25 protein-coding genes and 1 pseudogene are annotated in these 25,290 nt (G+C 60.3%); 6 read left to right on the top strand and 20 right to left on the bottom strand.

Annotation, left to right across the window (positions count from 1 at the left end; translation table 11 throughout):
* The 8 genes from C5L12_RS21715 to C5L12_RS21680 all read right to left on the bottom strand — a co-directional run.
* A partial coding sequence (locus C5L12_RS21715) for a DUF2207 domain-containing protein (protein WP_105374144.1) occupies window positions 1–1,893 on the bottom strand: 1,893 nt, incomplete at its 3' end.
* 39 nt (window positions 1,894–1,932) lie between these two features.
* The gene (gene aroA, locus C5L12_RS21710) at window positions 1,933–3,192 is read right to left on the bottom strand and encodes a 3-phosphoshikimate 1-carboxyvinyltransferase (RefSeq protein ID WP_105374143.1); all 1,260 of its coding nucleotides are present in this window, start codon (window positions 3,190–3,192) and stop codon (window positions 1,933–1,935) included.
* A gap of 140 nt (window positions 3,193–3,332) precedes the next feature.
* Window positions 3,333–3,884, bottom strand: a complete 552-nt coding sequence (locus tag C5L12_RS21705; RefSeq protein ID WP_105374156.1) for a LemA family protein — start codon at window positions 3,882–3,884, stop codon at window positions 3,333–3,335.
* A gap of 99 nt (window positions 3,885–3,983) precedes the next feature.
* Window positions 3,984–4,940, bottom strand: a complete 957-nt coding sequence (locus C5L12_RS21700; protein ID WP_105374142.1) for a glycine--tRNA ligase subunit alpha — start codon at window positions 4,938–4,940, stop codon at window positions 3,984–3,986.
* Window positions 4,941–5,036: 96 nt separating this feature from the next.
* Window positions 5,037–5,228, bottom strand: coding sequence for a hypothetical protein (locus C5L12_RS21695; RefSeq protein WP_105374141.1), 192 nt, complete (start codon window positions 5,226–5,228; stop codon window positions 5,037–5,039).
* A gap of 22 nt (window positions 5,229–5,250) precedes the next feature.
* Complete coding sequence (locus C5L12_RS21690) at window positions 5,251–6,117, bottom strand: S49 family peptidase (RefSeq protein ID WP_105374140.1); 867 nt, start codon at window positions 6,115–6,117, stop codon at window positions 5,251–5,253.
* A gap of 119 nt (window positions 6,118–6,236) precedes the next feature.
* The gene (locus C5L12_RS21685) at window positions 6,237–7,037 is read right to left on the bottom strand and encodes a tRNA1(Val) (adenine(37)-N6)-methyltransferase (protein ID WP_105374139.1); all 801 of its coding nucleotides are present in this window, start codon (window positions 7,035–7,037) and stop codon (window positions 6,237–6,239) included.
* The gene (locus C5L12_RS21680) at window positions 7,037–7,258 is read right to left on the bottom strand and encodes a putative signal transducing protein (protein ID WP_105374138.1); all 222 of its coding nucleotides are present in this window, start codon (window positions 7,256–7,258) and stop codon (window positions 7,037–7,039) included. The genes C5L12_RS21685 and C5L12_RS21680 overlap by 1 nt, the downstream gene beginning before the upstream one ends.
* A 107-nt stretch (window positions 7,259–7,365) precedes the next feature.
* Between C5L12_RS21680 and C5L12_RS21675 the strand changes: the two genes are divergently transcribed.
* From C5L12_RS21675 to moaB, 4 genes and pseudogenes are all read left to right on the top strand, one after another.
* Entirely contained in the window at window positions 7,366–8,382 is a 1,017-nt protein-coding gene (locus C5L12_RS21675; protein ID WP_105374137.1) for a polyprenyl synthetase family protein, read from the top strand.
* 160 nt (window positions 8,383–8,542) lie between these two features.
* Window positions 8,543–10,378 (top strand): tetratricopeptide repeat protein, encoded by a 1,836-nt coding sequence (locus C5L12_RS21670; RefSeq protein ID WP_105374155.1) that lies wholly within the window; start codon window positions 8,543–8,545, stop codon window positions 10,376–10,378.
* Between the two features lie 6 nt (window positions 10,379–10,384).
* Entirely contained in the window at window positions 10,385–11,314 is a 930-nt protein-coding gene (locus tag C5L12_RS21665; protein WP_425350820.1) for a 4-(cytidine 5'-diphospho)-2-C-methyl-D-erythritol kinase, read from the top strand.
* Window positions 11,311–11,853, top strand: a pseudogene (moaB, locus tag C5L12_RS21660) (molybdenum cofactor biosynthesis protein B); the annotation flags it as partial. The gene C5L12_RS21665 and the pseudogene moaB, both read left to right, overlap by 4 nt.
* A 34-nt stretch (window positions 11,854–11,887) precedes the next feature.
* Here moaB and C5L12_RS21655 read toward each other — a convergent pair.
* Window positions 11,888–12,406, bottom strand: coding sequence for a glycosyl transferase (locus C5L12_RS21655; RefSeq protein ID WP_105374135.1), 519 nt, complete (start codon window positions 12,404–12,406; stop codon window positions 11,888–11,890).
* A gap of 131 nt (window positions 12,407–12,537) precedes the next feature.
* Between C5L12_RS21655 and C5L12_RS21650 the strand changes: the two genes are divergently transcribed.
* A complete protein-coding gene (locus C5L12_RS21650; RefSeq protein WP_105374134.1) occupies window positions 12,538–13,695 on the top strand; it encodes a PA0069 family radical SAM protein in 1,158 nt (385 codons plus the stop codon).
* Window positions 13,696–13,924: 229 nt separating this feature from the next.
* The gene (locus tag C5L12_RS21645; protein WP_105374133.1) at window positions 13,925–14,593 is read left to right on the top strand and encodes a ribonuclease HII; all 669 of its coding nucleotides are present in this window, start codon (window positions 13,925–13,927) and stop codon (window positions 14,591–14,593) included.
* 30 nt (window positions 14,594–14,623) lie between these two features.
* On the opposite strand, the gene C5L12_RS21640 is transcribed toward C5L12_RS21645, so the two are convergent.
* The 11 genes from C5L12_RS21640 to C5L12_RS21590 all read right to left on the bottom strand — a co-directional run bounded on the left by C5L12_RS21640 (window position 14,624) and on the right by C5L12_RS21590 (window position 25,074).
* Window positions 14,624–15,262 carry a glutathione S-transferase family protein gene (locus tag C5L12_RS21640; protein WP_105374132.1) on the bottom strand — a complete coding sequence of 213 codons (639 nt, stop codon included), beginning with the start codon at window positions 15,260–15,262 and terminating at the stop codon, window positions 14,624–14,626.
* Window positions 15,263–15,367: 105 nt separating this feature from the next.
* Window positions 15,368–15,853 carry a F0F1 ATP synthase subunit B gene (locus tag C5L12_RS21635; protein ID WP_105374131.1) on the bottom strand — a complete coding sequence of 162 codons (486 nt, stop codon included), beginning with the start codon at window positions 15,851–15,853 and terminating at the stop codon, window positions 15,368–15,370.
* A 4-nt stretch (window positions 15,854–15,857) separates the two neighbouring features.
* On the bottom strand, window positions 15,858–16,505 hold the full coding sequence (locus C5L12_RS21630; RefSeq protein ID WP_105374130.1) for a F0F1 ATP synthase subunit B: 648 nt from the start codon (window positions 16,503–16,505) through the stop codon (window positions 15,858–15,860).
* A gap of 84 nt (window positions 16,506–16,589) precedes the next feature.
* Complete coding sequence (locus C5L12_RS21625) at window positions 16,590–16,817, bottom strand: F0F1 ATP synthase subunit C (protein ID WP_037158317.1); 228 nt, start codon at window positions 16,815–16,817, stop codon at window positions 16,590–16,592.
* Window positions 16,818–16,883: 66 nt separating this feature from the next.
* Window positions 16,884–17,636: a F0F1 ATP synthase subunit A gene (locus C5L12_RS21620; RefSeq protein WP_105374129.1), complete on the bottom strand. Its 753-nt coding sequence runs from the start codon at window positions 17,634–17,636 to the stop codon at window positions 16,884–16,886.
* Window positions 17,637–17,688: 52 nt separating this feature from the next.
* Window positions 17,689–18,051 carry an AtpZ/AtpI family protein gene (locus tag C5L12_RS21615; protein ID WP_105374128.1) on the bottom strand — a complete coding sequence of 121 codons (363 nt, stop codon included), beginning with the start codon at window positions 18,049–18,051 and terminating at the stop codon, window positions 17,689–17,691.
* Between the two features lie 267 nt (window positions 18,052–18,318).
* Window positions 18,319–19,491: a cell wall hydrolase gene (locus C5L12_RS21610; RefSeq protein ID WP_105374127.1), complete on the bottom strand. Its 1,173-nt coding sequence runs from the start codon at window positions 19,489–19,491 to the stop codon at window positions 18,319–18,321.
* 136 nt (window positions 19,492–19,627) lie between these two features.
* Window positions 19,628–21,529 (bottom strand): potassium transporter Kup, encoded by a 1,902-nt coding sequence (locus C5L12_RS21605; RefSeq protein ID WP_105374126.1) that lies wholly within the window; start codon window positions 21,527–21,529, stop codon window positions 19,628–19,630.
* Between the two features lie 15 nt (window positions 21,530–21,544).
* On the bottom strand, window positions 21,545–22,516 hold the full coding sequence (locus C5L12_RS21600; RefSeq protein WP_425350819.1) for a magnesium transporter CorA family protein: 972 nt from the start codon (window positions 22,514–22,516) through the stop codon (window positions 21,545–21,547).
* 291 nt (window positions 22,517–22,807) lie between these two features.
* The gene (gene apbC, locus C5L12_RS21595) at window positions 22,808–23,968 is read right to left on the bottom strand and encodes an iron-sulfur cluster carrier protein ApbC (RefSeq protein ID WP_105374125.1); all 1,161 of its coding nucleotides are present in this window, start codon (window positions 23,966–23,968) and stop codon (window positions 22,808–22,810) included.
* Window positions 23,969–24,345: 377 nt separating this feature from the next.
* Window positions 24,346–25,074, bottom strand: coding sequence for a LuxR family transcriptional regulator (locus C5L12_RS21590; RefSeq protein ID WP_105374124.1), 729 nt, complete (start codon window positions 25,072–25,074; stop codon window positions 24,346–24,348).
* Window positions 25,075–25,290 lie beyond the last annotated feature (216 nt).

The raw sequence follows: 25,290 nt of genomic DNA, 5'->3' as shown, positions 1-25,290 counted from the left end.
AGACAGACCGGAGGAGCCGCCCGAAAAGCCGGACGAGGACGAGGAGGATTTCGGCGCGGGGATGGTCGAAGCGATGGTGGAAGACATCGAGGAGGCAAAGCCACCGATGCGGTCGCCGAAGTTCGAATGGGAATTGCCGCTGTACCAGCCAGGTGCATAGGAAGCCGCTGCGGCACCCGCGGCCGTTGCGAGCCATGCTTCAAAGGCGCGGCTCCACGGCTTTTCCACGCCGAGTGCCACCGCATAGGGCAGAAGCTTTTCGAAATGCTGCGGCGACATGGTCGGTGCGCCCGCCATGTTCATGCGGTCCTGTTCCGCAAGTGTCAGATAGGTGCGCAGGCCCTCGATGCCGTCCATCAGCTTGCGGCCGAGCGGCGTCGGCGCGCCCATCAGGAAAAAGAACATCACGTTGACAAGAACGATACCGCCGACGGCCACCAGGACGGGCCAATGATCGTTGCCCGTCATTTCGGACAGGAGTGCCACCATCACCGCCGACCCGATCGACAAAGCGACCAGGCCGATGAAACCGAGGATCACGACCGAAACGACCTTCGACAGCAGGGAAGAACCGCGCCTCATTCCCTTTCCGAAACTCACGGCAAAACCGCCGATAAAGACCGCGAAAAAGGCGGGCACGATCAGCATCGCGATCATGTCCGGCTCCAGATTCCCGAAGACGATCAAGGCGAGGATCGACAATACGCTGAGAGCGACGCCGCCCGCGATATAGCCCGTATTGGCCTTGTAATACTTGCCGCGATGCTCCTTTTCGATCGCCCGCCGGAAGCTCGCGCCGACCGACTGGACCGTCGTCCCGTGCGCCTCGTCGATCACGAGGCTTTCGCCCTTTCCGCCGATGGAACCCAGAATAGAGGCTTGACCGCTCGGCAGATCCCGCGGCGCGGTCTTGTCCGTCCGGCGCAGCACGATCTTTTCCTTCAAATCATCGAGCACCACATATCCCTTGACGGCAAGATCGAGCACGCCCGCGGAAAAGGCTGTCCAACCGCCGCCCGAAAAACCCTTGTTGTCGATGTAGTTGACGAGTGCGGGGGAGATGCCGTCGGGAGCATCCCAGCGCGGCACCATGACCCCGCCGGCCGGATCGCGGCCGACGCGATTCCAGAACACCGAGTAATAGGCGACGACGAGGATCAGTCCACCAAGTCCCAAGAACAGATTGATGTTGTCGCGCAGCCACCAGTCGCGCTCCTGATCGGCAGAAGGCGGCGCGACCACGCCCTTGGGAAAGCCGACAACGACGGTCAGTCCTTCCTGTTCGCCAAGCGGACGGGTGGTGGCGAAATTTGCCTCGTTCCCGTTTGTCTGCATGCGCGCGTTGCGCTGCGTGGAGCCAAGGGGACCGGTATAGGCGGCGGTCTGAGTGACCCGGCCTCCTGGAAGCGTCACACGAGCCGAAACCTGCGCGATGCGAAACTGCCAGCCGTTGCCGGTGACGTTCCAGTAGAGTTCGTCATGGTCGTCGAAGTAACGGATCTGCCGGTCGGTCCGGTAGGTGACGACGTAGGTATGTTCGCCGTCGCGAAGGAAAACATCCTCGGATCCGGTATAGATGCGGATGCCGCCGGCCACCGTTTCCGTATGATAAGGCTCGTCGCGCCCGTCGCGGGTGACCGATATGACGTCGAAACCGACACGCACGGTGCGTCCCGCAGCGTCCTGCATGGTCAGCGGGAAATCGCGGAAGATGCCGCGCCTGATCCGGTTGCCTTCCGCATTGACAACTATCGTTTCGGAGACCGTCAGGTCGCCATCGGCGGCAACCTGGATATCGGAATGGTAGGAGCGGATGTATTCCTCCGCCCGTGCCGGGAGTGCCGCAAACAAACAAAGGAGAAGTGAGACCCAGAAACCGGAGAACCACCGCATCACGACATATCTCCCCTTGGCTTGGCCGATTTTTTTCAGTTATTCGATGTTTGTATAAGCCACACCCAGCGAGGCAAGCACGTCCCAATAGGCCGGGAAGGTCTTGGCAACGCAATCGGGATCAAGAATGGTAATGCCGCCGATCTTCAGCCCCGCCAGGGCAAAACTCATGGCGATGCGATGGTCGGCGAACGTGTTGATCTCCGCCAGCAGGGTCTGGCCCGCCAGCGATGGATCGGAGGCGACGACGAGATCATCCCCCTCCTCCGTCGCGAGACCTTCGCGAATATTGTTGAGGCCGAGCGACAGCGCGCGGACGCGATCGCATTCCTTGACCCGCAAATTGGCAATGCCGGTAAACCGTACGGGGGTCTCATTAAAGGCGGCAAGCACGGCGATAGTCGGAACGGCATCCTGCATCTGAGAACCGTCGATTTCCGCCGGCAAATGCGGGAATTGCGAGATAATCTCGTAGGCCTTGGCGTCCGGCTGCGTAAAAGCATCCGCCGGCACGCCGAGATCGATGGCGCCGCCGGTCAGCACTTCCGCCGCCCAGAGATAAGTGGCGGCCGACGCGTCAGGCTCGATGGCGAAATCAGCGGCCTGATAGCCGGTCGGTTCGATCCTCCAGGAAGACGGCGTCGGCTGGGTGACCTTGGCGCCGAAGGCACGCATGACCGCGAGCGTCAGATCGATATACCCTCGCGCGCCTATATCCGCGCCCGCGAGTTCGATGAGAAAAGGTTCGGAACCGCAGGCGGCGGCCATCTGCAGCGCCGAGACATACTGGCTGGAAAGACCGGCGTCGATAACGACCGCATTTCTGGTGAAGGCTCCATTGGCATCGATCGTGACGGGAGGGCAGCCGCTCGGTGCATCGATCGTAACGCCCAGCGACTTCAGCGCTTCGACGAGCGGCTTGATCGGCCGCTTGCGCATGTGCTCGTCGCCGTCAATGACATAGCGGCCTTCCCCGAGCGCCAGAGCCGCGGTCAGGAAGCGGGTCGCGGTGCCGGCATTGCCGAGAAACAGCGGTTCAGATGGCGGCATGAGCATGCCCGTGCCGGCGACGACGAAGGTCGTCGCATCCGGCTCATCGACCTTAACGCCCATGGCCCTCAGCGCCTCTGCCATATAGCGCGTGTCGTCGCTCTTCAGCGCGCCCGTGAGACGGCTCGTACCCATTGCAAGTCCAGCTAGAAGCAGCGCCCTGTTGGTGATCGACTTCGATCCGGGCGGCATGGCGCGGCCGGACACTGGCTTGCCGGGCGGCAGGATGGTGAGTTTGGCTCTGCCCATGGTGATCGTCTCTTATGCCATCTGCAGCGCTGTCATGCCGTTCCGGCACGTCAGGGACGCCGCAACATTGATTTTACGCCGCAAAAGCGCGGCCGACCGCGCTCATAAACCGTTGCGTCCGAAAGGTCCAATAGCGGAGTTCAGAACTTGACGGCCGGCACGGCGCGGTCCGCCGCGTTCTCGATCTCGAAATATTCGCGTTTGGAGAAACCGAACTGGCTGGCGATCAGATTGGAGGGAACGCTTTCAACCTTGACGTTCAGATCGCGGGCCGCACCATTATAGTAACGCCGCGACATCTGAATTTCGCTTTCAATCGTCTCCAGCGAGGCCTGGAGTTCGGAGAAGTTCTGGTTCGCCTTGAGGTCCGGATAGGCTTCCGCCAATGCGATGATCTTGCCAAGAGCCTGGCCGAGAAGACCTTCTACTTGCGCTCGACCCGCAACATCTCCTGCAGGTACGGCCTGCGCCTGATTGCGCAGCTTGACAACCTCTTCGAACGTACCCTTTTCGTGGGCGGCGTAGCCCTTTACGGTTTCGATGAGGTTCGGAATCAGGTCGGCGCGGCGCTTCAGCTGCACGTCGATGCCGGACCAGGCCTCTTCTGCCATCTGCCGGGATTTGACCAGCCCATTATAGAGCATGACAACGTATAGGCCGACGAGAACGACTATACCGAGAAGAATATACATGCGCGAATCCCCCAGAACCGTATAATTCCGGGCGGACACTAGGCATACTTCCTTAAGGGCGTCAAACGGACCGTCGAAGGCCTTAGAGGCTGCCGTCGATCACGCAGCCTCTTTGCCGAAATTCGCGCCGCCCGCTTCCGTCAACAGGAACGCTTCGCCGCAGGCTTTGGCAAGCGTGCGCACGCGCAGAATGTAGCTCTGGCGTTCGGTCACGGAAATCACCCCGCGCGCGTCGAGCAGATTAAAGACGTGAGAAGCCTTGATGCACTGGTCATAGGCCGGGAAGACGCATTTGTGCAGCATCTGATTGGCGTTCGCGCCGGGAGCGCCTGCCGCGAGCAGAGCCTGGCATTCCTTTTCGGCATCGATGAAGTGGCGATGCAGCATGGCGGTGTCGGCGAATTCGAAGTTGTGGCGCGAATATTCCTGTTCCGCCTGCAGGAAGACGTCCCCATAGGAGATCTTTTCCTCGCCTTCGCGGCCGTTGAAGTTCAGGTCGTAGACATTGTCGACGCCCTGGACATACATGGCGAGGCGTTCGAGGCCATAGGTGAGCTCGCCCGCCACCGGGGAGCATTCGATGCCACAGACCTGCTGGAAATAGGTAAACTGGGAAACCTCCATGCCGTCGCACCAGCATTCCCAGCCGAGACCCCAGGCGCCAAGCGTCGGGCTTTCCCAGTCGTCCTCGACGAACCGCACGTCATGAAGCAGCGGATCGAGACCGATCGCCTTCAGCGAGCCGAGGTAGAGCTCCTGAAGGTTGGAAGGGTTCGGCTTCAGGATGACCTGATACTGGTAGTAGTGCTGCAGGCGGTTCGGGTTTTCGCCGTAACGGCCGTCGGACGGTCGCCTGGACGGCTGCACATACGCCGCCTTCCAAGGCTTCGGCCCGAGCGCGCGCAGCGTCGTCGCCGGATGAAAGGTCCCGGCGCCGACTTCCATGTCGTATGGCTGCAGCACCGCGCAGCCCTTGTCTGCCCAATAGTTATGGAGCGCGAGGATCAGCCCCTGGAAGGAGCGGGTCGGGGACATATGGTCGGGCAGCTCGGTCATGGCAATATCAGGTTCGGTTGGAGGGACGCGGACGAGTGCCACGCATGAGGGGCACGGGTCAAGGATTAAAGGTTTAGAAGCGCCGGGCCGCGGTGCTTACTCCTCGTCCCGCTTCACCCGGTATTCACCGGTCAACGGATCTTTTTCAAGCGTGCCGACCGCACCCGTCTGGCGCTCCTTCTCGTGCTGGCGGGAGCGCTGAGAAAGCCGTTCGGCATCCTTGGTGAACTTCTTGTACAACATCCAGCCGCCGCCGATCAGGATGATCAAAAATATGAGCTGCGCCATTTCCCCCTCACGTTTTGGCCGTTCAAAGACCGTAGCGGCTCCACAATGCCTTTTCCTCAAGCCCGGCGGCAAGTCCCGTGGTCAGCTCTGCGGCGATTTCGCCGGCCTTGCCCTCGCCAAATACCACTCCCGGCACGCGACGTCCGAAGAGCGTGCGGGCGCTGCCGATCAGTTCCAGCTTGGCATCCTTGCCATAGCGACGTTTCAGAACGTCTCGCATGTCGCCCAATCCGTCGACCAGACCGAGGTCAACGCCGCGCATGCCGCTCCAGAAGAGACCGGAGAAGATGGTCGCATCATCGGCCAGCCTCTCGCCACGCCGCATCTTCACCATGTCAATGAAAACCTTGTGGATTTCGAGTTGCAGCGCCTTCAGATACTCGATATCGCCTTCCTTCTCCGGCTGGAACGGATCGAGGATCACCTTGTTTTCGCCAGCGGTATAGACCCGGCGCTCAACGCCAATCTTGCGGAGCAGTTCGGGAAAACCGAAGCCGCCGGAGACAACGCCGATCGAGCCGACGATGGAGGTGGGATCGGCAAAAATCTCGTCGCCGGCGAGCGCAATCATGTACCCGCCGGATGCTGCGACGTCCTCGACGAACATCAGCACCTTCTTGTTCTTTTCCTCAGCGAGCGCCCGGATGCGCTGGAAGATCAGGCGCGACTGCACCGGCGAACCGCCCGGTGAATTGATGGAAATGGCAACAACCGGCGCCTCCTTCTTCGAGAAGGCCTTATCCAGCATCGGCGCAACGCCGGCCAGATTGAGCGGCTGCTTGAATTGGCTGCCACCGGCCATGATCGCCCCATGCAACCGGACGACGGGGATCGTCACGCCAGTCTTACGGAACCGCTTCGGCATCAGCCTATTCCAAAACCCGCTCATTTTTCTTCCTTCTGTCGCATTGGGCCTGCCCCAGCATGTATGTGACGGATTCGCAAACACAATGGCCGCGCCCTGAAAACAGGCGAAAACGGCCGAAGAGCGCACCGCCGGTTCAGACTTTACGCCGGCGGCAGATTTCTTTTCGGGCCGATTCGCCGATACGCGGCGCGGCCGTTGTTGAGGTCGTCCACGAACGGCGTGAAAGCGTGTCCGTCCGCGCCGTGCACGAAGAGCGGCGCCCTCAATGTCAGCCTCGCCCGCGAGCCCTTGATGGCCGTAACCAAAATGCGTGTGGCGCTTTCATCCGGACGCGGATGGAGCGCGGTTATCTCCAACCCACCGAAGCGTTTGCCGCAGGCATCGATAATCTCGGCGATCGATTGCGGCCGGGCAATCAGCGACAATTGCCCGCCAGGTTTCATGATTGCCCCTGCAGTGCGAACCCAGCCGTCGAACAGACCTTCGGTCATGGCATGAGCCTCGGCCTTCAATGCATCCGGCGTCCGGCGGTCGGCGGCATCGTTGAAGGGAGGGTTCATGATGACGTGGTCAAAGATCTCGTCCGGGAGCCCCGCAGTTATCCGTGGCTTGCCCGTCAAAGTGACATCTGCTTCGAGAACCTCAACACGCCCCGCCAGGGAAGCGTTTTCGAGCAGCGCAAGGGTCCGGCGGGCATAATCGGCCATCAACGGCGATTTTTCGACCAGCATTACTCTCGCTTCCGCGAGGCGCGCGGCAACGGCAAGCCCGGCCGCGCCGGCACCCGAACCGAGATCGGCGACCGTGACCGGCCTGTCTGACGCCACCAACGAGGCCAGCAGCATTGCATCTACGCCGGAGCGATGTCCGCCGCCCTTCGGCTGCATGATGTGGAACCTGCCGCGATGAAATGCGTCGATAGTATAGGCCGATGCCGTCATCAGGACCGCAGCTCCGCCTCCAACCCCGCATCCGTCAAAATCCGCCGCGCCTCTTCGGCCCGCTCCTCATCCACCAGGAGGCGGCGTGGCAGCAGTCCAAGCGACCCCTCCAGCACACTCATCGACTGATCCGCGATCATGCAGTGAATGCCGGCGTCTTTCATCAGGCTTTGCGCCAGCGACAGGATTACGACGTCGTTGGTGCGAATAATCTCCAGCATGACTCTTTTTGAACTCCATTAGACCATGCAGCATACGATTTGCGCTTGCCGCACTATCCGCCTCTTTCTATTGTCGCCCGAAAGATTTCGCTAGGGAGGCCTCATCGTTGGGCGTCGTCATACCGCTTGAAGAAGGCAAAAACAAACACGCATCCGTCAAGCCTCTGGTGGACCTCACCAAAGCGGACATGGAAAGGGTCAATCAATTGATCCTGTCCAAGGCCGGTTCCGACGTGCAGATGATTCCCGAGGTGGCAAACCATCTCATCTCGTCCGGAGGCAAACGGCTGCGGCCGATGCTGACGCTGGCATCCGCTTGCCTGTTCGGCTATCAGGGCGACGCTCATGTGAAGCTCGCGACCAGCGTCGAGTTCATGCATACCGCGACCCTGCTGCATGACGATGTGGTGGATGAAAGCGATCTGCGCCGGGGCAGGTCCACCGCCCGGATGATCTGGGGCAATCAGGCAAGCGTTCTGGTCGGCGACTTCCTGCTGGGCCAAGCCTTCAAGATGATGGTGGAGGTCGGTTCGCTCGAAGCGCTCGACGTGCTGTCGACCGCCGCCTCCGTGATCGCCGAGGGCGAAGTGCTGCAGCTTTCCGTCGCCAAGAGCATGGAAACGACAGAAGACGATTATCTCTCCGTCATCCGCGCCAAGACCGCCGCTCTCTTCGCCGCGGCAGCCGAAGTCGGTCCGATCATCGCCAATGCCGACAAGGCAGGACGCGGCGCGCTCAAATCCTACGGCATGAATCTCGGCCTGGCATTTCAGCTTGTCGACGACGCACTGGACTACGGCGGAAAAGCCGCCGATCTCGGCAAGAATGTCGGCGACGATTTCCGGGAAGGCAAGATCACGCTGCCGGTCATCCTCTCCTATCGTCGCGGCACCGAGGCCGAGCGGGCCTTCTGGCGCCATGCGATCGAAAAGGGTGAAAGCAGCGACGAGAACCTGGAAAAAGCACTCGGCCTGATAAACAAATACGGCGCGCTGAACGATACCATCGCCCGCGCCCTGCACTATGGTACCATTGCTCGCGACGCGCTGGCGCCCCTGCCGCACTCGCCGATCAAGGCAGCGCTTCTCGAGGTCATCGACTTTTCGATCCAGCGCGTTAACTAAAACAGTACCGGCCAACAAAGGTTTGACCGGCGCCGCCTACTGCGGCGCTGGAGATTTCCTTGCGGACCTGCTTCAAAAAAGCCATTCTGTCGTGAATCAAATGGGCGCGAACGGCAGCGGCATTTACTGCTGCGCCACGCTCTACACGAAAGGCATCTTCATGCGGCGGACATCCAGCCTTCTTCTGCTTTCCAGTGCGGCAGTCGCGACCCTCCTCCTGTTTGGTGTGGCCGCGAATGCCGCAACCGAGGAACCAAGGCCGACCGCAGCAGAGGTCGTGACCTTCAGCCCCGGCGACGTCCAATCCTTTTCGGGCGCCTTCCTCGCCGCCCGCACTGCGGATGTGGATCATGACTATTCGACTGCCATCACCCTTTACCGCAAGGCGCTCACCTTCGACCCGGCCAACCTAGAAATCCGCGAACGGCTGATGATCTCGCTGCTGCTCAACGGCGACTTCGACGACGGGCTCCAGGAAGCGGAAGCCCTCAAGAGCGATTCGGCCGTCGAGCGGATCACCAAGATCGTGCGGGGCCTTGACGCGTTGCGCGACAAGAAGTTCGACACTGCCAAAAAAGTCCTCGCCTATGAGGGCCCGAACGATCTCGACCGGTTGACCCATCAGCTACTCCTGGCTTGGGCACAGGTTGGCGCCGGCAAGGGCAAGCAAGCCATATCGAGCGTCAGCAACCTGAAGGGCCCACCGTGGTTCAAGGTCTTCACCGACTACCATCTCGGCGCCATGGCGCTGGTAGCCGGCGACATCGGAACCGCCCGGCAGCATCTCAATACGGCCGTCACCAACAAGGAAGCCGTGGCAACCGCGCCCGATACCTTCATGCGTGCCGTCATGGCGCTCGCGCGCCTGGAAGCAGCCGCTGGCAACAGACAGAAGGCACTCGACGCGATCGCCGTCGGGGATGGCATGGTTTCAAACTATGCGCCGCTCAAGGCATTGCGGCAGAGCATAGAGAAGGGCGAGAAGCCCGAACAGCAGGTCACCAACGCGGCGGAAGGCGCTGCAGGCGTTCTGTTCTCCATTGGCGGTGCATTGAACCGCCAGGGCGCCGAGGACATGGTTTCGCTCTATCTGCAGATATCTCACGCCCTCGATCCGAAGAGCGCCGATACGCTGATCCTGCTTGGCGGCATTGCCGAAAAACTGAAGCAGCCCGAGCGCGCCATCCAGTTCTATTCAAGCGTGCCGACCGATTCGCCGATGCGGCGGATTTCGGAACTGCAGCTGGGTATAACGCTGTCGGAAACAGGAAAGGTCGATGAGGCCAAGCAGCATCTGAAATCGCTGATCGAATCGGATCCAAGCGATATCCGCAGCTATATCGCCTATGGCAGCGTGCTTTCCGAAGCCAAGGACTACAAAGCCATGGCGGAAACCTACGACAAGGCGATCGGCGTTGTCGGCCCCGTACCGAAGGCCGGCGACTGGACCATCTTCTTCCAGCGCGGCATCGCCTACGAGCGGCTCAAGCAGTGGGACAAGGCCGAGCCGAATTTCCGCAAGGCCCTGGAGCTCAACCCCGAACAACCGCAGGTGCTGAACTATCTCGGTTATTCCCTAGTCGACATGAGCAAGAATCTCGAGGAAGGCCTCGATATGATCCGCAGGGCGGTGGAGGCCCGGCCTGACGACGGCTATATCGTCGATTCGCTCGGGTGGGCCTATTACCGCATGGGCAAATTCGAGGAATCGGTCACCGAGCTCGAGCGCGCAGTGCAGCTTCGTGCGGGCGACGCGACGATCAACGACCATTTGGGCGATGCCTACTGGCGTGTCGGCCGCAAACTGGAAGCGGTCTACCAGTGGAACCGGGCACTGATCTCGGAAGGCGAGGATATCAACCGCGAGCAGATCAAGGCTAAGATCGAGAAGGGTTTGCCACCGCTGGACCCAAATGCCACCACTGCCGACCGCAGCCAGATCGCACCCGTTCCCCCGACCCCACCGGCACCTGCCAATCCCGACAAGAAGTCCTGACGCATCATGTTTGCCGATGGCATGCCTTTTGAAACCGGGTCCACCGAGGAGGCGGGCCTTTTCGAGCTGGCCCCGGCGAAGATCAATCTTGCCTTGCACGTCACGGGACAGCGGTCTGACGGCTATCATCTGCTCGAAACTGTCGTCACCTTTGCCGACGCCGGCGATCGGCTGAAGTTTGCGGCAGCGGAGGGCGACGAATTCACCGCTTCCGGACGATTTGCGCACCTTCTACCCAATCAAGCGGAAGGCACCTATGGGAATCTGGTGTTAAGGGCTCGCGATCTGCTGCGGGAGAAGCTTAGAACAACCGGCTTCACCGCTCCGCCCGTCACAATCCATCTTGAAAAAAACCTGCCCGTCGCTGCCGGAATCGGAGGCGGGTCTGCAGATGCTGCAGCCGCCTTGCGGGGTCTCCTGCGCTTCTGGAAGAGCCCACTGCCGGAACCGGAAATCCAAGCTCTTGCCCTGGCACTTGGCGCCGATGTGCCCATGTGCCTCAAGAGCGAGGCCCTGGTCGCCAAAGGCATAGGCGAAGACATTGCAGCCTTGCCCACCTTGCCGTCGCTCGCCCTCGTGCTCGGCAATCCGTTGGTGGGCGTTTCGACGCCCGACATCTTCGAGCGGCTCAGCCGCAAGGAGAATCCACCGATCGGTGCCTTGGAAATGGATTGGATCCCTTTCCTCAAAAGCCTACGCAACGATCTCGAGCCGCCGGCACGCTCCCTGGTGCGCGAAATCGACCAGATCTCCAATATGATCGGCGCAGAAGGCGCCATGCTGACGCGGATGTCCGGTTCAGGCGCCACCTGCTTCGGCATATTTCCTTCCGCCGAGATCGCAGAGAGAGCCGCGGCAAATCTGACCGGCCAAAGGCCGGACTGGTATTTCCAGGCGGTGCAGACCGTTGGCCAGAACGCTGGAAAGACATCATGAGCCGGATCGACGAAACCCGTTCCTTCATTCCGGTCGGCATTGCCGTGCTGACCGTTTCCGACACCCGCACATTGGAAAACGATAAATCGGGCGACACCCTTGCGGCACGCATTGCGGAAGCAGGCCATGAAATGAAGGCCCGCGCCATCGTGACTGACGACAAGGACAAGATCGCCGCTCAGGTGCGGGAATGGACGCTCGATCCCGAGATCGACGTGGTGATTACCACCGGCGGTACGGGCTTCACCGGTCGTGACGTCACCCCGGAAGCGCTTGAGCCGCTTTTTGAAAAACGCATGGACGGCTTTTCCGAGGTCTTCCACCGCATTTCCTACGACAAGATAGGAACTTCAACAATCCAATCACGCGCGACCGGCGGAGTGGCGAATGCCACCTTCATCTTTGTGCTGCCGGGCTCACCGGGCGCCTGCAAGGACGCCTGGGACGGCATCCTGAAGGCGCAACTCGATTATCGGCACATGCCGTGCAACTTCATCGAGATCATGCCGCGGCTCGACGAGCACCTGAAGCGCGGCGCTCATCGCAGAAATAGCCGGAGCGGCTCCCGCCCAGCTAATGCACCGCCTTGGCGACCCAGGCGGGAATAATTTCGCTGACGAGCTTGATGGCTTTTTGCCCCTTCGCCAGCGTTTCAAGATCCATGCCTGACTTCGCGAGCGCGATTGCCTGGCGTTTGGGAAAAAGCAGGCCATGTTCCAGCGGAGGAACGGCCCGCCCGATGCGCTTGAAGAACGGCCGCCGGTAAGTCCGAGATGGGGCGAATCGGGCCGGTTGCCTCCCGAGTGCGAGATATTCCATGACCTCATCGATCCAGCCTGTCTGCAATCGGGCGCCGGGCTCCAGCAACAGCAGCCACTCGCCCCGCGCGGACCGCAAAATATCCTTAATGTCCCAATGGGTGTGGAAACGGCAACCGGCGGCATCGGCCACCCGGGAGGTACCATCCCGCGAGCCGTGATCAAGCACCACCACGTCGCTCACGAGCCCTTCCACCGCCGCGGAAACAAGCAGCGAGAGCGTCTGCGCCAGCTCTGATTCCTGATCGCGGCATTCCAAGATGACAGTCAGCATTCCTGACGTTTACCGCATCGCGCCACAGAAAACCAGAAACATGTCGCCAAATTTTGTTCTTGCAATGTTCTTATTTTGCGGCTAGGAATTTAATCATCAGAAACGGGACGAACACCCGTCAGGAGCACCCCATGAACGAGCTGTCCCATTTGCGGCAGAGCGCTTTGGCGCCTGCTCATACGGCCGATATTGCCGATGCACTGGTAAAGTCCTCCGGTCTCAGGGTCGAAGTGGACCGCAGGCGCGGACGTGGGGCCGGGCTCAATCCGAGCGGCCGCTTCGAGGCAGAACGCCGGGAGGTGTTCGACGACGGGTGGCAGACCATCGAAGAACTCGAACCGTTCAAGACAGAGGTGCAAGTCGAAAAGCCGCGTACTGCAATCACCCGGAATGAATCCCCCGACCTGTCTTTCGACCGCTCGATAAATCCCTATCGTGGCTGCGAACACGGCTGCATCTATTGCTTCGCGCGGCCGACCCACAGCTATATGGGTCTTTCGCCGGGGCTCGATTTCGAATCGAAACTGTTTGCCAAACCCGACATTCCGAAGCTGCTTGAGCGCGAGCTTAGCAAACCGGATTACAAGGTGCGCGCAATCGCCATCGGGACCAATACCGATCCGTACCAGCCGATCGAGCGAGAATGGCGCATCATGCGGCAGATCCTCGAGGTCCTGAACAAGGCCAATCACCCGGTCGCGATCGTCACCAAGTCGGCACTCATTACACGCGATATCGACATCCTTTCCGAAATGGCTTCGAAAGGGCTCGCCAAGGTCGGCATCTCCGTCACCACGCTGGACCGCAAGCTTGCCCGCACCATGGAGCCGCGCGCCTCGACCCCTCCCAAGCGCCTCTCAGCCATCAAGGCGCTGACCGATGCCGGAATTCCGACAGCGGTCATGGTGGCCCCCGTGATTCCGGCGCTTAACGATCACGAAATCGAGCGGATACTCGAGGCAGGCCATGCGGCAGGCGCGACGGAGGCAAGTTATGTGCTGCTGCGCCTTCCTCTGGAAGTGAGCCCATTGTTTCGCGACTGGCTGCTGCAGAATTATCCCAACCGCTATCGGCATGTGATGTCGCTCGTCCGCTCAATGCGCGGCGGCAAGGATTACGACGCGGAGTTCGGAAAGCGGATGAAGGGAGCCGGGCCTTATGCCTGGCAGATCGGCCGGCGATTCGAAATGGCGACGAAACGGCTTGAAATGGTCCGCCGCGGTCTGCCGCTCCGGGACGATTTGTTCATTCGGCCGGATGGCGGAGGTATTCAGCTTTCGCTGCTTTGAGCCTGGTGTTTCGTCTTCACTGGCCATCTCTCGAAGGCATCAAAGGTGGATAGCGGAATCTTATGGAGCAGGCGTGAGGCCTTCACTGTTGTAATTCTGTTTCCGGCGCTTGCCCGTCCTGTCAAGCGCCGGATTCTCCCCGGTTCCACCGCCGCCCCTCGGTGGATAGCGACGCCGCATCGCCTGCCGGGGGTTGCAGGAGATCGGGTCGACGTGCGAGGTTGCCGCCATGTTGCCTCGCACGTCACCCGATTCTCCGATGCTCTTCGAAGAAGTGCCGGTCGTCCCGGACTTCAGCCTGGAACTTCTGGCGCGGAAAGCCGGCCACTGGCCGGTTGCCGGCACGGACGAGGCCGGGCGGGGACCATTGGCGGGACCAGTCGTTGCCGCGGCGGTGATATTGGACCCGGAGAATATTCCAGACGGCCTCAACGATTCCAAGCAGCTGACGGCTCTGCAGAGGGAAACCCTGTTCGAGGCGATCATGGCAACCGCAGAGGTGTCGATCGCGGCCTCCGGACCGCGCCACATTGACGAACGCAACATCCTTCGAGCGAGCCTAGACGCCATGCGCCGGGCTGTCGCGGGTCTCGCGGTCACGCCCGCCTATGTTCTTGCCGATGGGCGCGACGTGCCGCGCGGCCTCTGCTGTTCCGGCAAGGCGGTCATCCAGGGCGATGCGCGTTCCGTTTCGATCGCGGCGGCATCTATTGTCGCCAAGGTGACCCGCGACCGGATGATGACGCGCGCCCACCATGTCTATCCCGTCTACGGTTTCGCCAACCATGCCGGCTACGCCACCCCGCAGCATCGTGCGGGCATCGAGGCGCATGGCCCCTGCTCACTGCACCGCATGAGTTTCCGTCCGCTCAGGAAGGACGAGTTGCCAGGCACGTAAGGATACACCTTCGGGACTAGCATCCTGCGGTCAGCTCGTCGGGATCGTCGCTCGCATTGAAGCCCTAGAAGAAATCCGGTTCCACCAGGAAGCGAGCGCCGGAACTCCCCTCATCAGGCCGGGAGCGACTGGCGCCTTCATGAAATAATCCATCATCGGCGCCAAATGAAGATCGGCAAGGCTGAGGTCGGATCCGCCTGCCCACGGCCCATCCGTCATCAGATCCTCCAGCGCCTGTAAGCAGATTGGCGCCTTGTCGAGCGCGGTCTGCAGCCGGGAAAAATCCCTCTGTTTGCCACTACGGGGTTTCGAGACCTGCTCCACGTAGATACCCCAGACGAGGGTTGGATAGATATAGCCGTCGGCGATGCTGATGATCTGGTTCATCCGTGCTCGGCTGCGGATATTTACCGGCTGCAGTGCCGGCCCCTCGAAGGCCTCGTCCACATATCTGGTGATGGCGCCGGTCTCATCCAGCGTAAAGTCGCCATGCTCGAGCGCCGGAATACGGCCGAATGGGTGCTTTTTCAAATAGGAAGCGGGCGGGCCATCCGCAGCAAAGACGTCGATCGCATCCAGTTCATAAGCGACGCGCTTTTCGGTGAAAGCTAGCCGGGCGCTACGTACATAAACGCTGTAGTCGGCGCCAAACAGTCTGGGCTTTTGCATCGATCCTCCCGGCAGTCCCATTCGCCTGAAAAACAAGCCACAAATGAAAAACCCCCGGAGGCACAGAGCTTCCGGGGGCTTCTTATCTTTCGCAAGGTATCGCAGTCAGTTCAATCGCGACTGCACCTGGCCGAGGGCGTCCTTGAAAAGGGAGTCCTGCGTGGAAGTATCGGCCTTGTTGGCAATGACTCGTTCTGCAGCAGCGATCGCAAGATCGACAGCGGCGGCCCGAACGGCACCGATCGCGTCGGCCTCGGCCTGCCGGATCTTCTGCTCCGAAAGCGCGTTCCGGCGAGCCACAAACTCCTCCGTCTTCTGACGGGCTTCTTCACTCAAGGCAGCGGCTTCGCGTTCGGCAGATGCCACGATGTGAGCGGCTTCCGCTTCGGCTTCCTTGCGCTTGCGCTGATATTCGGCAAGCAGCGCCTGAGCCTCTTCACGCAGACGTTTGGCTTCCTCAAGTTCCTTGCGGATGTTGTCGGCACGCTCGTCGAGCGATTTCGCCATCATGCCCGGAACCTTGAGATAGGCGATCAGGGCAAGAAAGAGAACGAGACCGACGAAGGCGAAAAATGTTGCATCGAATGCCATTGTATCAGGCCTCCGTCTTCGCGGCTGCGACGGCAGCCTTGATATCGTCGCCGGATGCCTTGGCGCCGATCAGCTGATCGACGATGGCAGAGGCGGTTTCTTCGGCAATCTGGCCGACCTGAGCGAAGGCCTGAGCCTTGATTTCGCCAATGCGGGTTTCAGCCACCGAAAGCTTCTGAGCCAGTTCCGTCTCGATCGCGGCGCGATCGGCGGCAGCCTTGCCCTTGGCCGCTTCGCGAGCGGTCTCTGCAATGGTGTGTGCCTTGGAACGGGCGGCCGCCAGTTCCCTTTCGTAGGTCTCGACAGCGGCGTCGGCTTCAGATTTTAGGCGCGCGGCTTCATCGAGGTCCTGAGCGATCCGGTCGTGGCGGTGTTCGAGAATACCGCCTACGCGCGGAACGATGACCTTCTTCATCAACAGATAGAAGAGGCCGAAAGTGATGACGAGCCAGAGGATCTGCGACGGGAAATAGGTCGCATCAAATGGCGGGAAGGTGCCGCCACCGTGCTCGCCGCCATGGGCGACGCCGGTTTCGGTATGCACTTCGCCAGCCGGTGCGGCATGCGGATCGCCCGCGGGAGCGGCGCCCGGTGCTGCAGGCGTTTCAGGAGCGGCCGGCGCGGTCTGCGCATATGCCGAGGTCACGAACATCATCACCTCCAGGTGTATTCCAAATGCGAAGGATCACGGCGCGCTATCTTGCAAGCGGCCGCGATCCGGATGCCTGGTCAGGTCTTAGACTGCGTAGAGCAGCAGGAGAGCGATGAGCAGCGAGAAGATGCCCAGAGCTTCCGTAACGGCGAAGCCGAATACCAGACGGCCGAACTGGCTGTCAGCGGCAGACGGATTGCGCAGAGCGCCCGAGAGGTAGTTGCCGAAGATGTTGCCGAGGCCAAGAGCCGTACCGGCCATGCCAAAGCAAGCCAGACCTGCACCGATGAACTTTGCTGCTTCCGCTTCCATGAGAAACTCCTTCGAAATGGTTGTTGCGGCTGTAGACTGACGCCTAGGACGCCAATGTCGTTATCCTTAGTGCCCGCCGGGATGGATCGCGTCGTTGAGGTACATGCAAGTCAGCACCGCGAAGACGTAAGCCTGGAGGAAGGCGACAAGGAATTCGAGACCGGTCAGGGCGACGGTCATGATGAGAGGAAGGACGGCTCCGCCGATGCCCAGCGCGCCCATGGTTCCAAGCGAGGCAACGAAGCCCGCGAACACTTTGAGCGTGATATGGCCGGCCAGCATGTTCGCGAAGAGACGAACCGACAGCGAAACCGGGCGGGACAGGAACGAGATGATTTCGATCGACACGACCAGCGGCAGAAGCGCGCCGGGAACGCCGCTTGGCACGAAGAGCTGCAGGAAATGCAGACCGTGCTTGTAGAAGCCGTAGACGAGAACCGTACCGATGACCAGCAGCGCCAGCGCGAAGGTGACGATGATCTGGCTGGTAACGGTGAAGAAATACGGGAACATGCCGAGCAGGTTCGCCGTCAGCACGAACATGAACAGCGAAAAGACCAGCGGAAAGAACTTCATCCCGTGGCTGCCGGCGCCTTCGCGCAGCATGCCCGCGATGAATTCGTAGGACATTTCCGCTACCGACTGCGCCCGGCCGGGGATCAGCCCGCGCTGCGAGGTGGAGAAATAAAGGAAGCCGGCTGCGCAAGCCACAGTGGCGACCATAAAGAGGGAGGCATTGGTAAAGGAGAAATCGATGCCGCCGATCTCAATCGGAACGATCTTGCTGATCTGGAACTGATGGATCGGATCGTTTGCCACCGTCTACCTCTTTCATTGCCGGGCCAGCGGCCCAATCTTCCTGCGGGAGGCGTCAGAGACCGCTTCCCTTTCCATTCTCGTCGCCCCGCTTGTGCATGGTCGGCGGCGGAGCCACCATACCTACTGCGCGAAGCACATTCAAAACGCCGGCACAAAAACCCAGAAGAAGAAGGACGATCATCCCCCAGGGCGACGTACCGGCAAAACGGTCGAGCAGAAAACCCAGAATGGCGCCAACGGCTACAGCGGAGATGAACTCGGAGGAGAGCTTGAAACCGAGGGCCATGCCCCTGCGGCTCTCTTCAGATTGCGCGTCCCTCTTCGCCTCTGCCGCGTCTTCAGCCTTCCTGTCCGCGAGTTTTGCAGACAGGCGCTTCCGGCGCTCTTCCAGACCATCGTCCCGATCATCCGTCATTCACGTCGTCCCTATTCCCAGCTTCCGGGCAACCGGTCCTTAGAACCGGCCGACCGCCAAAAAGTGCAGCCAGCGAGGGATTTCGCGCCTTCAGGCCCGTTTTCAAGTCGCGCGCAACATAGTTTTGAGCGCCCCCATAGTCAAGGCGTCGGCGGCGCTTCATGCAAGGTTAATTAACCTTGAAAATTCAAATTGTTAGTAGCATTGCAACCGGGAGCGGGCAAAACTGTCGCGGGAATCGCTTCGCATTTGCGAGGCAGAAGGCGGTCAGCTCCAGCCGCCGCCATAGGTGCGGTAGAAGACGTGCAGGCCGATGCGGCCAACCTTCTTCATGGTGCGAGCCCAGGCAGGACGCACATAAACTGCGTGATAGTGGGTGGAGGAACCGACTTCCGGAAGCCAGATCTTTCCGGCGGTAACGGCCATCGCCACCTCGCGGGCCATTTTCCAATGGTATTCGGAGCGGATACGATCCTTGATGTTGTCGCAGGCGAAGGAGAACTGGCAGCGGTTGCGCCAATCCTCGTTCTGGTAGACGACATCGCATATGGTGCCGGGATAGGCGGGATTGCGAACACGATTGAGGATCACCTGCGCCACCGCGGCTTGGCCGCGGGCTGCTTCGCCGCGCGCTTCGAAGTAGATGCCCGATGCGAGGCATTGCTGTTCGCGGGCGGAAAACGCCGACGGCGGTAGCGGCGTTGCGGCCCAAGCATGATCATCGGGCCCGATCGGCGGAATGAACCGTCCCCCTTTCGGTTTTTCCGTCAAGATTGCATCGAAAGGCGATTCTTCGGCGAAGTCGGGCTCCGGCGGCGCATAGGCGGTTGCGAGCACATCAGCCTGCTGGTTGTTGATAAGGCCGGCGATCATCGGCATCAAATCATCTTGCGGCTTCGGCTCTTCCTTCTTCCGGAAATAGAAGGATGCAAGCTCGATTGGCTTCTGCGCCTTGCCGGCTCTGGCAAAGGCGGCCAGTTCATCACGCCCCTCGATCGGCAGAGTGAGCGCGCTCGAGCGCTGAAGGACGGAGCCGGCGGAGAATGCCTTCGGCGGCTGCATCGGTTCGACTGCGACGATGCGGCCCTTCTTCCCTGCCCGGTTGACGCGGTCTTCGTCGGGCCGCGGATCTGCGGATTGCTTTTCATCGACCAGGGCAATCTTGCGACCATCCGCGAGCGTAACGCCCGCATTGCCGGAAACGGCGTCCTTCAATCCCGGGAATGCCAGCGACGCCTGGTGGATCGACCCTGCGGGGGAATCTGTCAGGACCATGCGCCATTGATCGGCCCGATCCAGCCCCGTCAGAAGATCGGCCAGATCGCCATGGGCGGGGGCGGACGGAAAGATTAGCCAACAGGCAAGGCCGAAGACAGCCGGGGAAGTCCATGCATCCCGACGGGATGCAGACTTGCGACGCAAAACGCTCTTCGAACGCAAAACCGTAACTCCACAAGGCAAAGACGACCCCGTGAAGATCAATCATTAACCTTGATGAGCGGTTAACGCCGGCAGTCGAAACACCTGCAAACCGGACTGAATTAGGACATTCACATAGATGTCAGCCTGCGGAACGTCAGATGATGACGTGGGAGCCGAGTTCCACCACCCGATTGGCAGGCAGGTGGAAATAATCGGACGGGTCGGTCGCGGTGTTGGCCATGGCGATGAACAGCCGGTCCTGCCACATCGGCATGCCCGACTCCGCATCCGGCACGAGCTTGCGGCGTCCGAGATAGAAAGAGGTGGACATGATGTCGAACTTGAAACCGGTCTTGCGCAGATAAGCAAGCGCTTGCGAGACGTTGTGCGATTGCATGAAGCCGAAACGGAGTTCGATCAGCGTGAAGCGTTCGGACACCTTTTCGATCTTATAGCGCTCTTCCAGCGAAACGCGCGGCTTGTTGCCAGTCACGATCGTCAGGATGACGTTCTTATCGTGCAGGACATGGTTGTGTTTGATGTTGTGCAGCAGAGCCGCCGGAGCGGTTTCCGGATCGCTCGTCAGGAAAATCGCCACGCCCGGCACCAGGACCGGGGCATGATCGCTTTTCTTCTCGACCATCGGAATGAAGGTCGCGAGCGGCACGTCGATGCGGCGGGTCTTCTCGAACAGGATCGCGGTGCCGCGTTTCCAGGTCCACATGATAATGGTGAAGATGATCGCCATCATCACCGGAACCCAGCCGCCATCATGCACTTTCAGTAGGTTTGCCCCGAGGAAGACCAATTCCAGCGCCAGCAATGGTGCCAGGACGCCAATCGCAAGGCTCTGCGGCCATCTCCACTTCAGCCGCACGAATTCGTAGGCCATCAGCGTCGTGACGACCATGGCGCCGGTCACCGATATGCCATAGGCCGTCGCCAGTGCTTCGGAGCTTTCAAACCCCAGAACCAGCGCGATCACGCCCACCAGAAGCAGTGTGTTGACCGATGGCAAAAAGATCTGACCGGTATTAGTCTCGGAGGTGAAAAGTATCTGCATGCGCGGCAGGTAGCCGAGATGGATTCCCTGGCGCACGAGCGAGAAGGCGCCGGTGATGACCGCCTGGCTGGCGATGATGGTCGCGGCGGTTGCAAGAATGACCACCGGCAGCAGCGCCCATTGCGGGAACATCAGATAGAAGGGATCGGACATGGCCTCGGGCCGCTTGAGCACCAAAGCCCCCTGCCCCAAATAATTGAGCGTGAGAGCCGGGAATACGAGCGTAAACCAAGCCCACTGGATCGGTCTGCGGCCAAAGTGACCAAGGTCGGCATAAAGCGCCTCGGCACCGGTAACGGTTAGGAAAACCGCGCCCAGCACGACAATGCCGACAAAACCTTCGTGCAGCATGAATTGGACGGCATACCAGGGATTGAAGGCGGCCAGGATGCCGTAGTCGTCGGAAATATGGGCGATACCGCCCGCTCCCATGACCAGGAACCAGACGGCGGTGATCGGACCGAAGAAGCGGGAAACCAGTCCCGTGCCCTTCGACTGGATCGCGAAGAGCCCGATCAGAATGCCGACAGAGATCGGCAGCACAGCGCTGTCCAAAGCCGGGGTCACGAGTTTCAATCCTTCGACCGCCGACAGAACCGACAGCGCCGGCGTGATGATCGCGTCACCTAGAAAGAGTGCCGCGCCGATCAGCCCGAGCAGCATCAGGAACGCCCTGTGGCCGTTGGCTGATTTCGTGAGGAGCGCCAACAGCGACAGAGTGCCGCCTTCGCCGTCGTTGTCCGCCCGCAGCAGGAAGAGCACGTATTTGAGCGTGACGATGATGGTCAGCGTCCAGATCATCAGAGAGATCAGACCGATGATCTCCACTTCGGTGACGCCGTCATGGGAAATGGGTTTCAAAGCCTCACGGAAAGCGTAGAGAGGACTGGTGCCGATGTCGCCATAAACGACGCCGACGGAGCCGAGTGCGAGTGCAAACAGGCCTTGAACCTTGGTGGTTTCGGCAGCGGAATGTTCAGCAGGATGGCCCATGGGACGTCTGGCTTGCTACAGCCAGCCTTTCCAGCGGAAAATGAAAAAAGGGACGATGGCAGAGAGGATCATCGTTAAGATCGCCAGCGGATATCCGAGGTGCCAATCGAGTTCCGGCATGAAATGAAAATTCATGCCGTAGATGGAAGCGACCAGCGTCGGCGGCAGGAATACCACCGAAGCGATCGAGAAGATCTTGATAATCGAATTCTGCTCGACGTTGATCAGGCCGAGCGACGCGTCAAGCAGGAAGGCGATATTACCGGCGACGAACGCCGCATGCTCCGAAAGAGTCTCGACATCGTGGGCGACGGTGGCGCAGAGGCTGCCGTCGCTCTTGTCTTCATGCATGAACGGCACGTTCCTCAGGAAGGTCAAGAGTCGCGAAAGGGAGCCCAGGCTGTCCCGTACTTTTCCGACGAGCCGATGACATTCGGCAATCTCTGCCAGTTTTCGCTCGAGGAATTGCGGCGGGCGCCGCTTACCGCGATCTCGGAAAATGTCCGTGGACAAGGTATCGACCCGATCCACGGCATTCTCCAGGATTTCCGCAGTGCGGTCCGCAATGGTTTCGAGAAGCCTCGCAAGCAGGGTCGTGCCGTCGCGCGCCTTGTCGGGAATACGGCCGAAGGCGGCGATAAAGAGCTGAAAGCTCTTTGGATCAGCGTAGCGGACCGTAATGAGGCGGTTGCCGGACAATATGAAGGCTACGTCGGTGAGCTCCGGGTTCGTTCGGTCTGCATGCCAGACGAGCGAAGCAGTCATAAAAGCGGAGCTGCCTTCGATATAGAGCCTGCTCGAGGGCTCGATGTCCTTCAGATCGTCGCGGGTAGGTATTTGAACGCCGACCAGGCTCTCGACATAGGCATCCTCCTCCGGTGTCGGTTCGATCAAATCGATCCAGACAACATCGTCGGAGAGCTGGCGCTGCGCCTCAACTGGCGCAAGCGTCTTCATCGACCCATTGGCACTATAGGCATTGATCAAACGTGGTCTCCGACCGAAATCCTCGGCCTTAAAGAGAAGCGGATTTGCCGGTTCCCAGATCCGGGGCCATCAACGACCCCGGCGGGACGCGCCTATAAAGACAGCCATAGTCAAAATCAAGAGGTACCGAACTCCCGATGTGGCGCCGCAACATGACTCCGGCGCGTCGGATATTCAAGAGGAGGCGGCAAGGCGAGCCTTTTCATGACCCGCATCAAAGCCTTGGCGGGCGCGCAACGGCCGCAAGCCCCGCTCAAAGTCATAGCGTTCTGGGAAAACCTTTGCGTCAAACTATTCAAAGACGATGGCAGGAGCCTGCCGCGGCGTGCGTCCGTCCAGTTCCGCCCACACCTTGGCGGCGATATCTCGATAGATCCTGGCCGACGCGCCTTCCGGATCGGAGACTACCACCGGCGTACCAGCGTCTGAGCGCTCGCGGATGTCGATCGTCAGCGGCACCTCTCCAAGGAAGGGTACGCCGATACGCTCTGCCTCTGCGCGCGCGCCGCCATGGCCGAAAATGTCATAACGCTTGCCGGTGTCGGGGGCCAGGAAGTAGCTCATGTTCTCAACGATGCCGAGCAGCGGCACCTCAACCTTCCGGAACATGGTAATGGCCTTGCGGGCGTCGATGAGGGCCAGATCCTGCGGCGTCGAAACGACGACCGCACCTGCCAACGGCACCTGCTGGGCCATGGTGAGTTGAGCATCGCCGGTGCCGGGGGGCATATCCACGACGAGAACATCCAGATCGCCCCAAGCCACCTCCCGCAGCATCTGCATCAGCGCCGACTGAACCATCGGTCCGCGCCAGATCATCGCTGTCTCTTCATCGACGAGAAAACCCATGGACATGGCTTTCAGACCATAGTTCTCCATCGGCCTGATGATGCGGTTCTCGATCTGTTGCGGACGCCCCGATATCTTGAGGAGCCTCGGCACGGAAGGGCCGTAGATGTCCGCGTCCAGGATACCGACCTTGAGCCCGTTCGCCTGAAGTCCGAGGGCAAGATTGACAGCCGTTGTGGATTTGCCGACGCCACCCTTGCCGGATGCGACCGCGATGATGGCACCGACACCGGGCACGCCAGCCTTCTCGCGCTGCGGAGGGTGGGCGTGGCCATGGCTATGGTCATGTGCCGGTCCGGCAGCGGCAGTCCGAGGCGGAACCGGTTGGGGAGGCGGCGCGGGCGAGCCTGCCTTTCGATCAGCCGTGAGCGTCACCAGCGCACCCTTGATCCCAGGCATGGCTCTGACGCTGCGTTCGGCCGCGACGCGTAGCGGTTCAAGTTCGTGCGCCCGTTCCGCCGGCACCGTAATGGAGAAATAGACCTTGTTGTCGGAAATAAAGACGTCCGAGACCATGCCGCGCGAGACGATATCGCCTTCCAAATCCGGCCCGCGAACTTTGGCCAGCACCGCCAGCACTTCTTCCTTCGTCACCTCGGACATGGCCCTAAAGACTCCTGCTTTCGTTAGAGCAGCATTCACCCGGTTAACAGGTCAGCCGCATCCGGCGATATATAGGAGTTCAATATTGTTGAGGGCAAGGAAAGAAGCGACCACCGTTCGACCGGCGGCCATATGGCGCACAGACCGAACGGTGGCTTTTCTTGTCACGCCTCTTGGGGCGCTTTTACAGTCCCCTCTGGACCTGCACTAGAGAAGCACGAAACGTGCCACTCGGGAAGATGCTTCCTTTTATTGAGCTTTTCCAACAACTATTGGCTATTGGCGCCACTGCGGCGCAGCAATTCCAGGATTGGCCTGCCTTTAACGGCGCCAAATGCTTAAGCAACGATGAAATAGTGTGCAATGCAGCACGCGCTTTATTTGATCAAGCCGATCCGCAACGCCTTGGCAACGGCCTGAGTGCGGTTAACCGTATCCAATTTCTTCGCGGCGCGGTTGAGATAGTGGTTCACGGTGTGCTCCGACAACCCCAAAATTTCCGCGATCTCCGCGCTGGTCTTGCCGGCAGCCGTCCAGTTGAGGCAATCGATCTCTCGTTCGGTCAGGACATCGGTGGCGCGTACGTCGAGATTGCGGATCTCCGCCAGCCGCTCGAACACATGGATGGAGATATACATCAACTCCATCATCTGCTGCCGGTTGAAGAGCGGACCGTCACCGGCGAACGAAACCGCAGCCCGAATGCCCGAGGCGTCGTGGACGGGGAAATAGGCGCCGCGGACCAGGCCAAACCTCCCGAAAAAATTTCGGATCAACGGCCCTCTGTCGGAACTTACACTCTCCAAATCGAAGGTGAAAGGCAGGGTCGAACTGCGGAGCCGGCGAAGAACGGGACTGGACTGCAGCAAACCTTCCCTGTCGAAATGAGATATCAGTTCGGCCGGCCAGTTCGTGATGATTGTGTTGCTGGACAGCTCGAGCGACGTCGCATGAGGAAGATTGACGACCATGAAGGTGCGGCAACCGTAATATTCCGTCACCCGCTTCATGAAGCGAAATACGTCGAACTGGGTCTTGAGGGTCGCGATCTCCTCGACGTTTCCATCGAAAACCCAGGCCTCGGCAACTTTCTCGGTCTTGGACATCACTTACTTCTTTGCTCGGCCGCTCATCTGAGCAAATGCTGGCATCCCAACTGGATTCACACCGACGGACCGTTCGTATGGAGAGTATTTGCGCAACCGGCCGAAGTCCGCGTGGAAGCTGCCTGATCGTCGTCGCGACATCCCAAGAGCCATTCCACTCATGACAGGGCTTTACCTTCGATCGGCCGATGCTTTCAAGTCTTTACTAATAAACAT

Origin of the sequence: Neorhizobium huautlense (genome assembly GCF_002968575.1) — a bacterium.
Classification (GTDB): Bacteria; Pseudomonadota; Alphaproteobacteria; order Rhizobiales; family Rhizobiaceae; genus Neorhizobium; species Neorhizobium huautlense.
The sequence above is the reverse complement of the archived record's forward strand: the minus strand, read 5'-3'. Positions and strand labels throughout refer to the sequence as shown.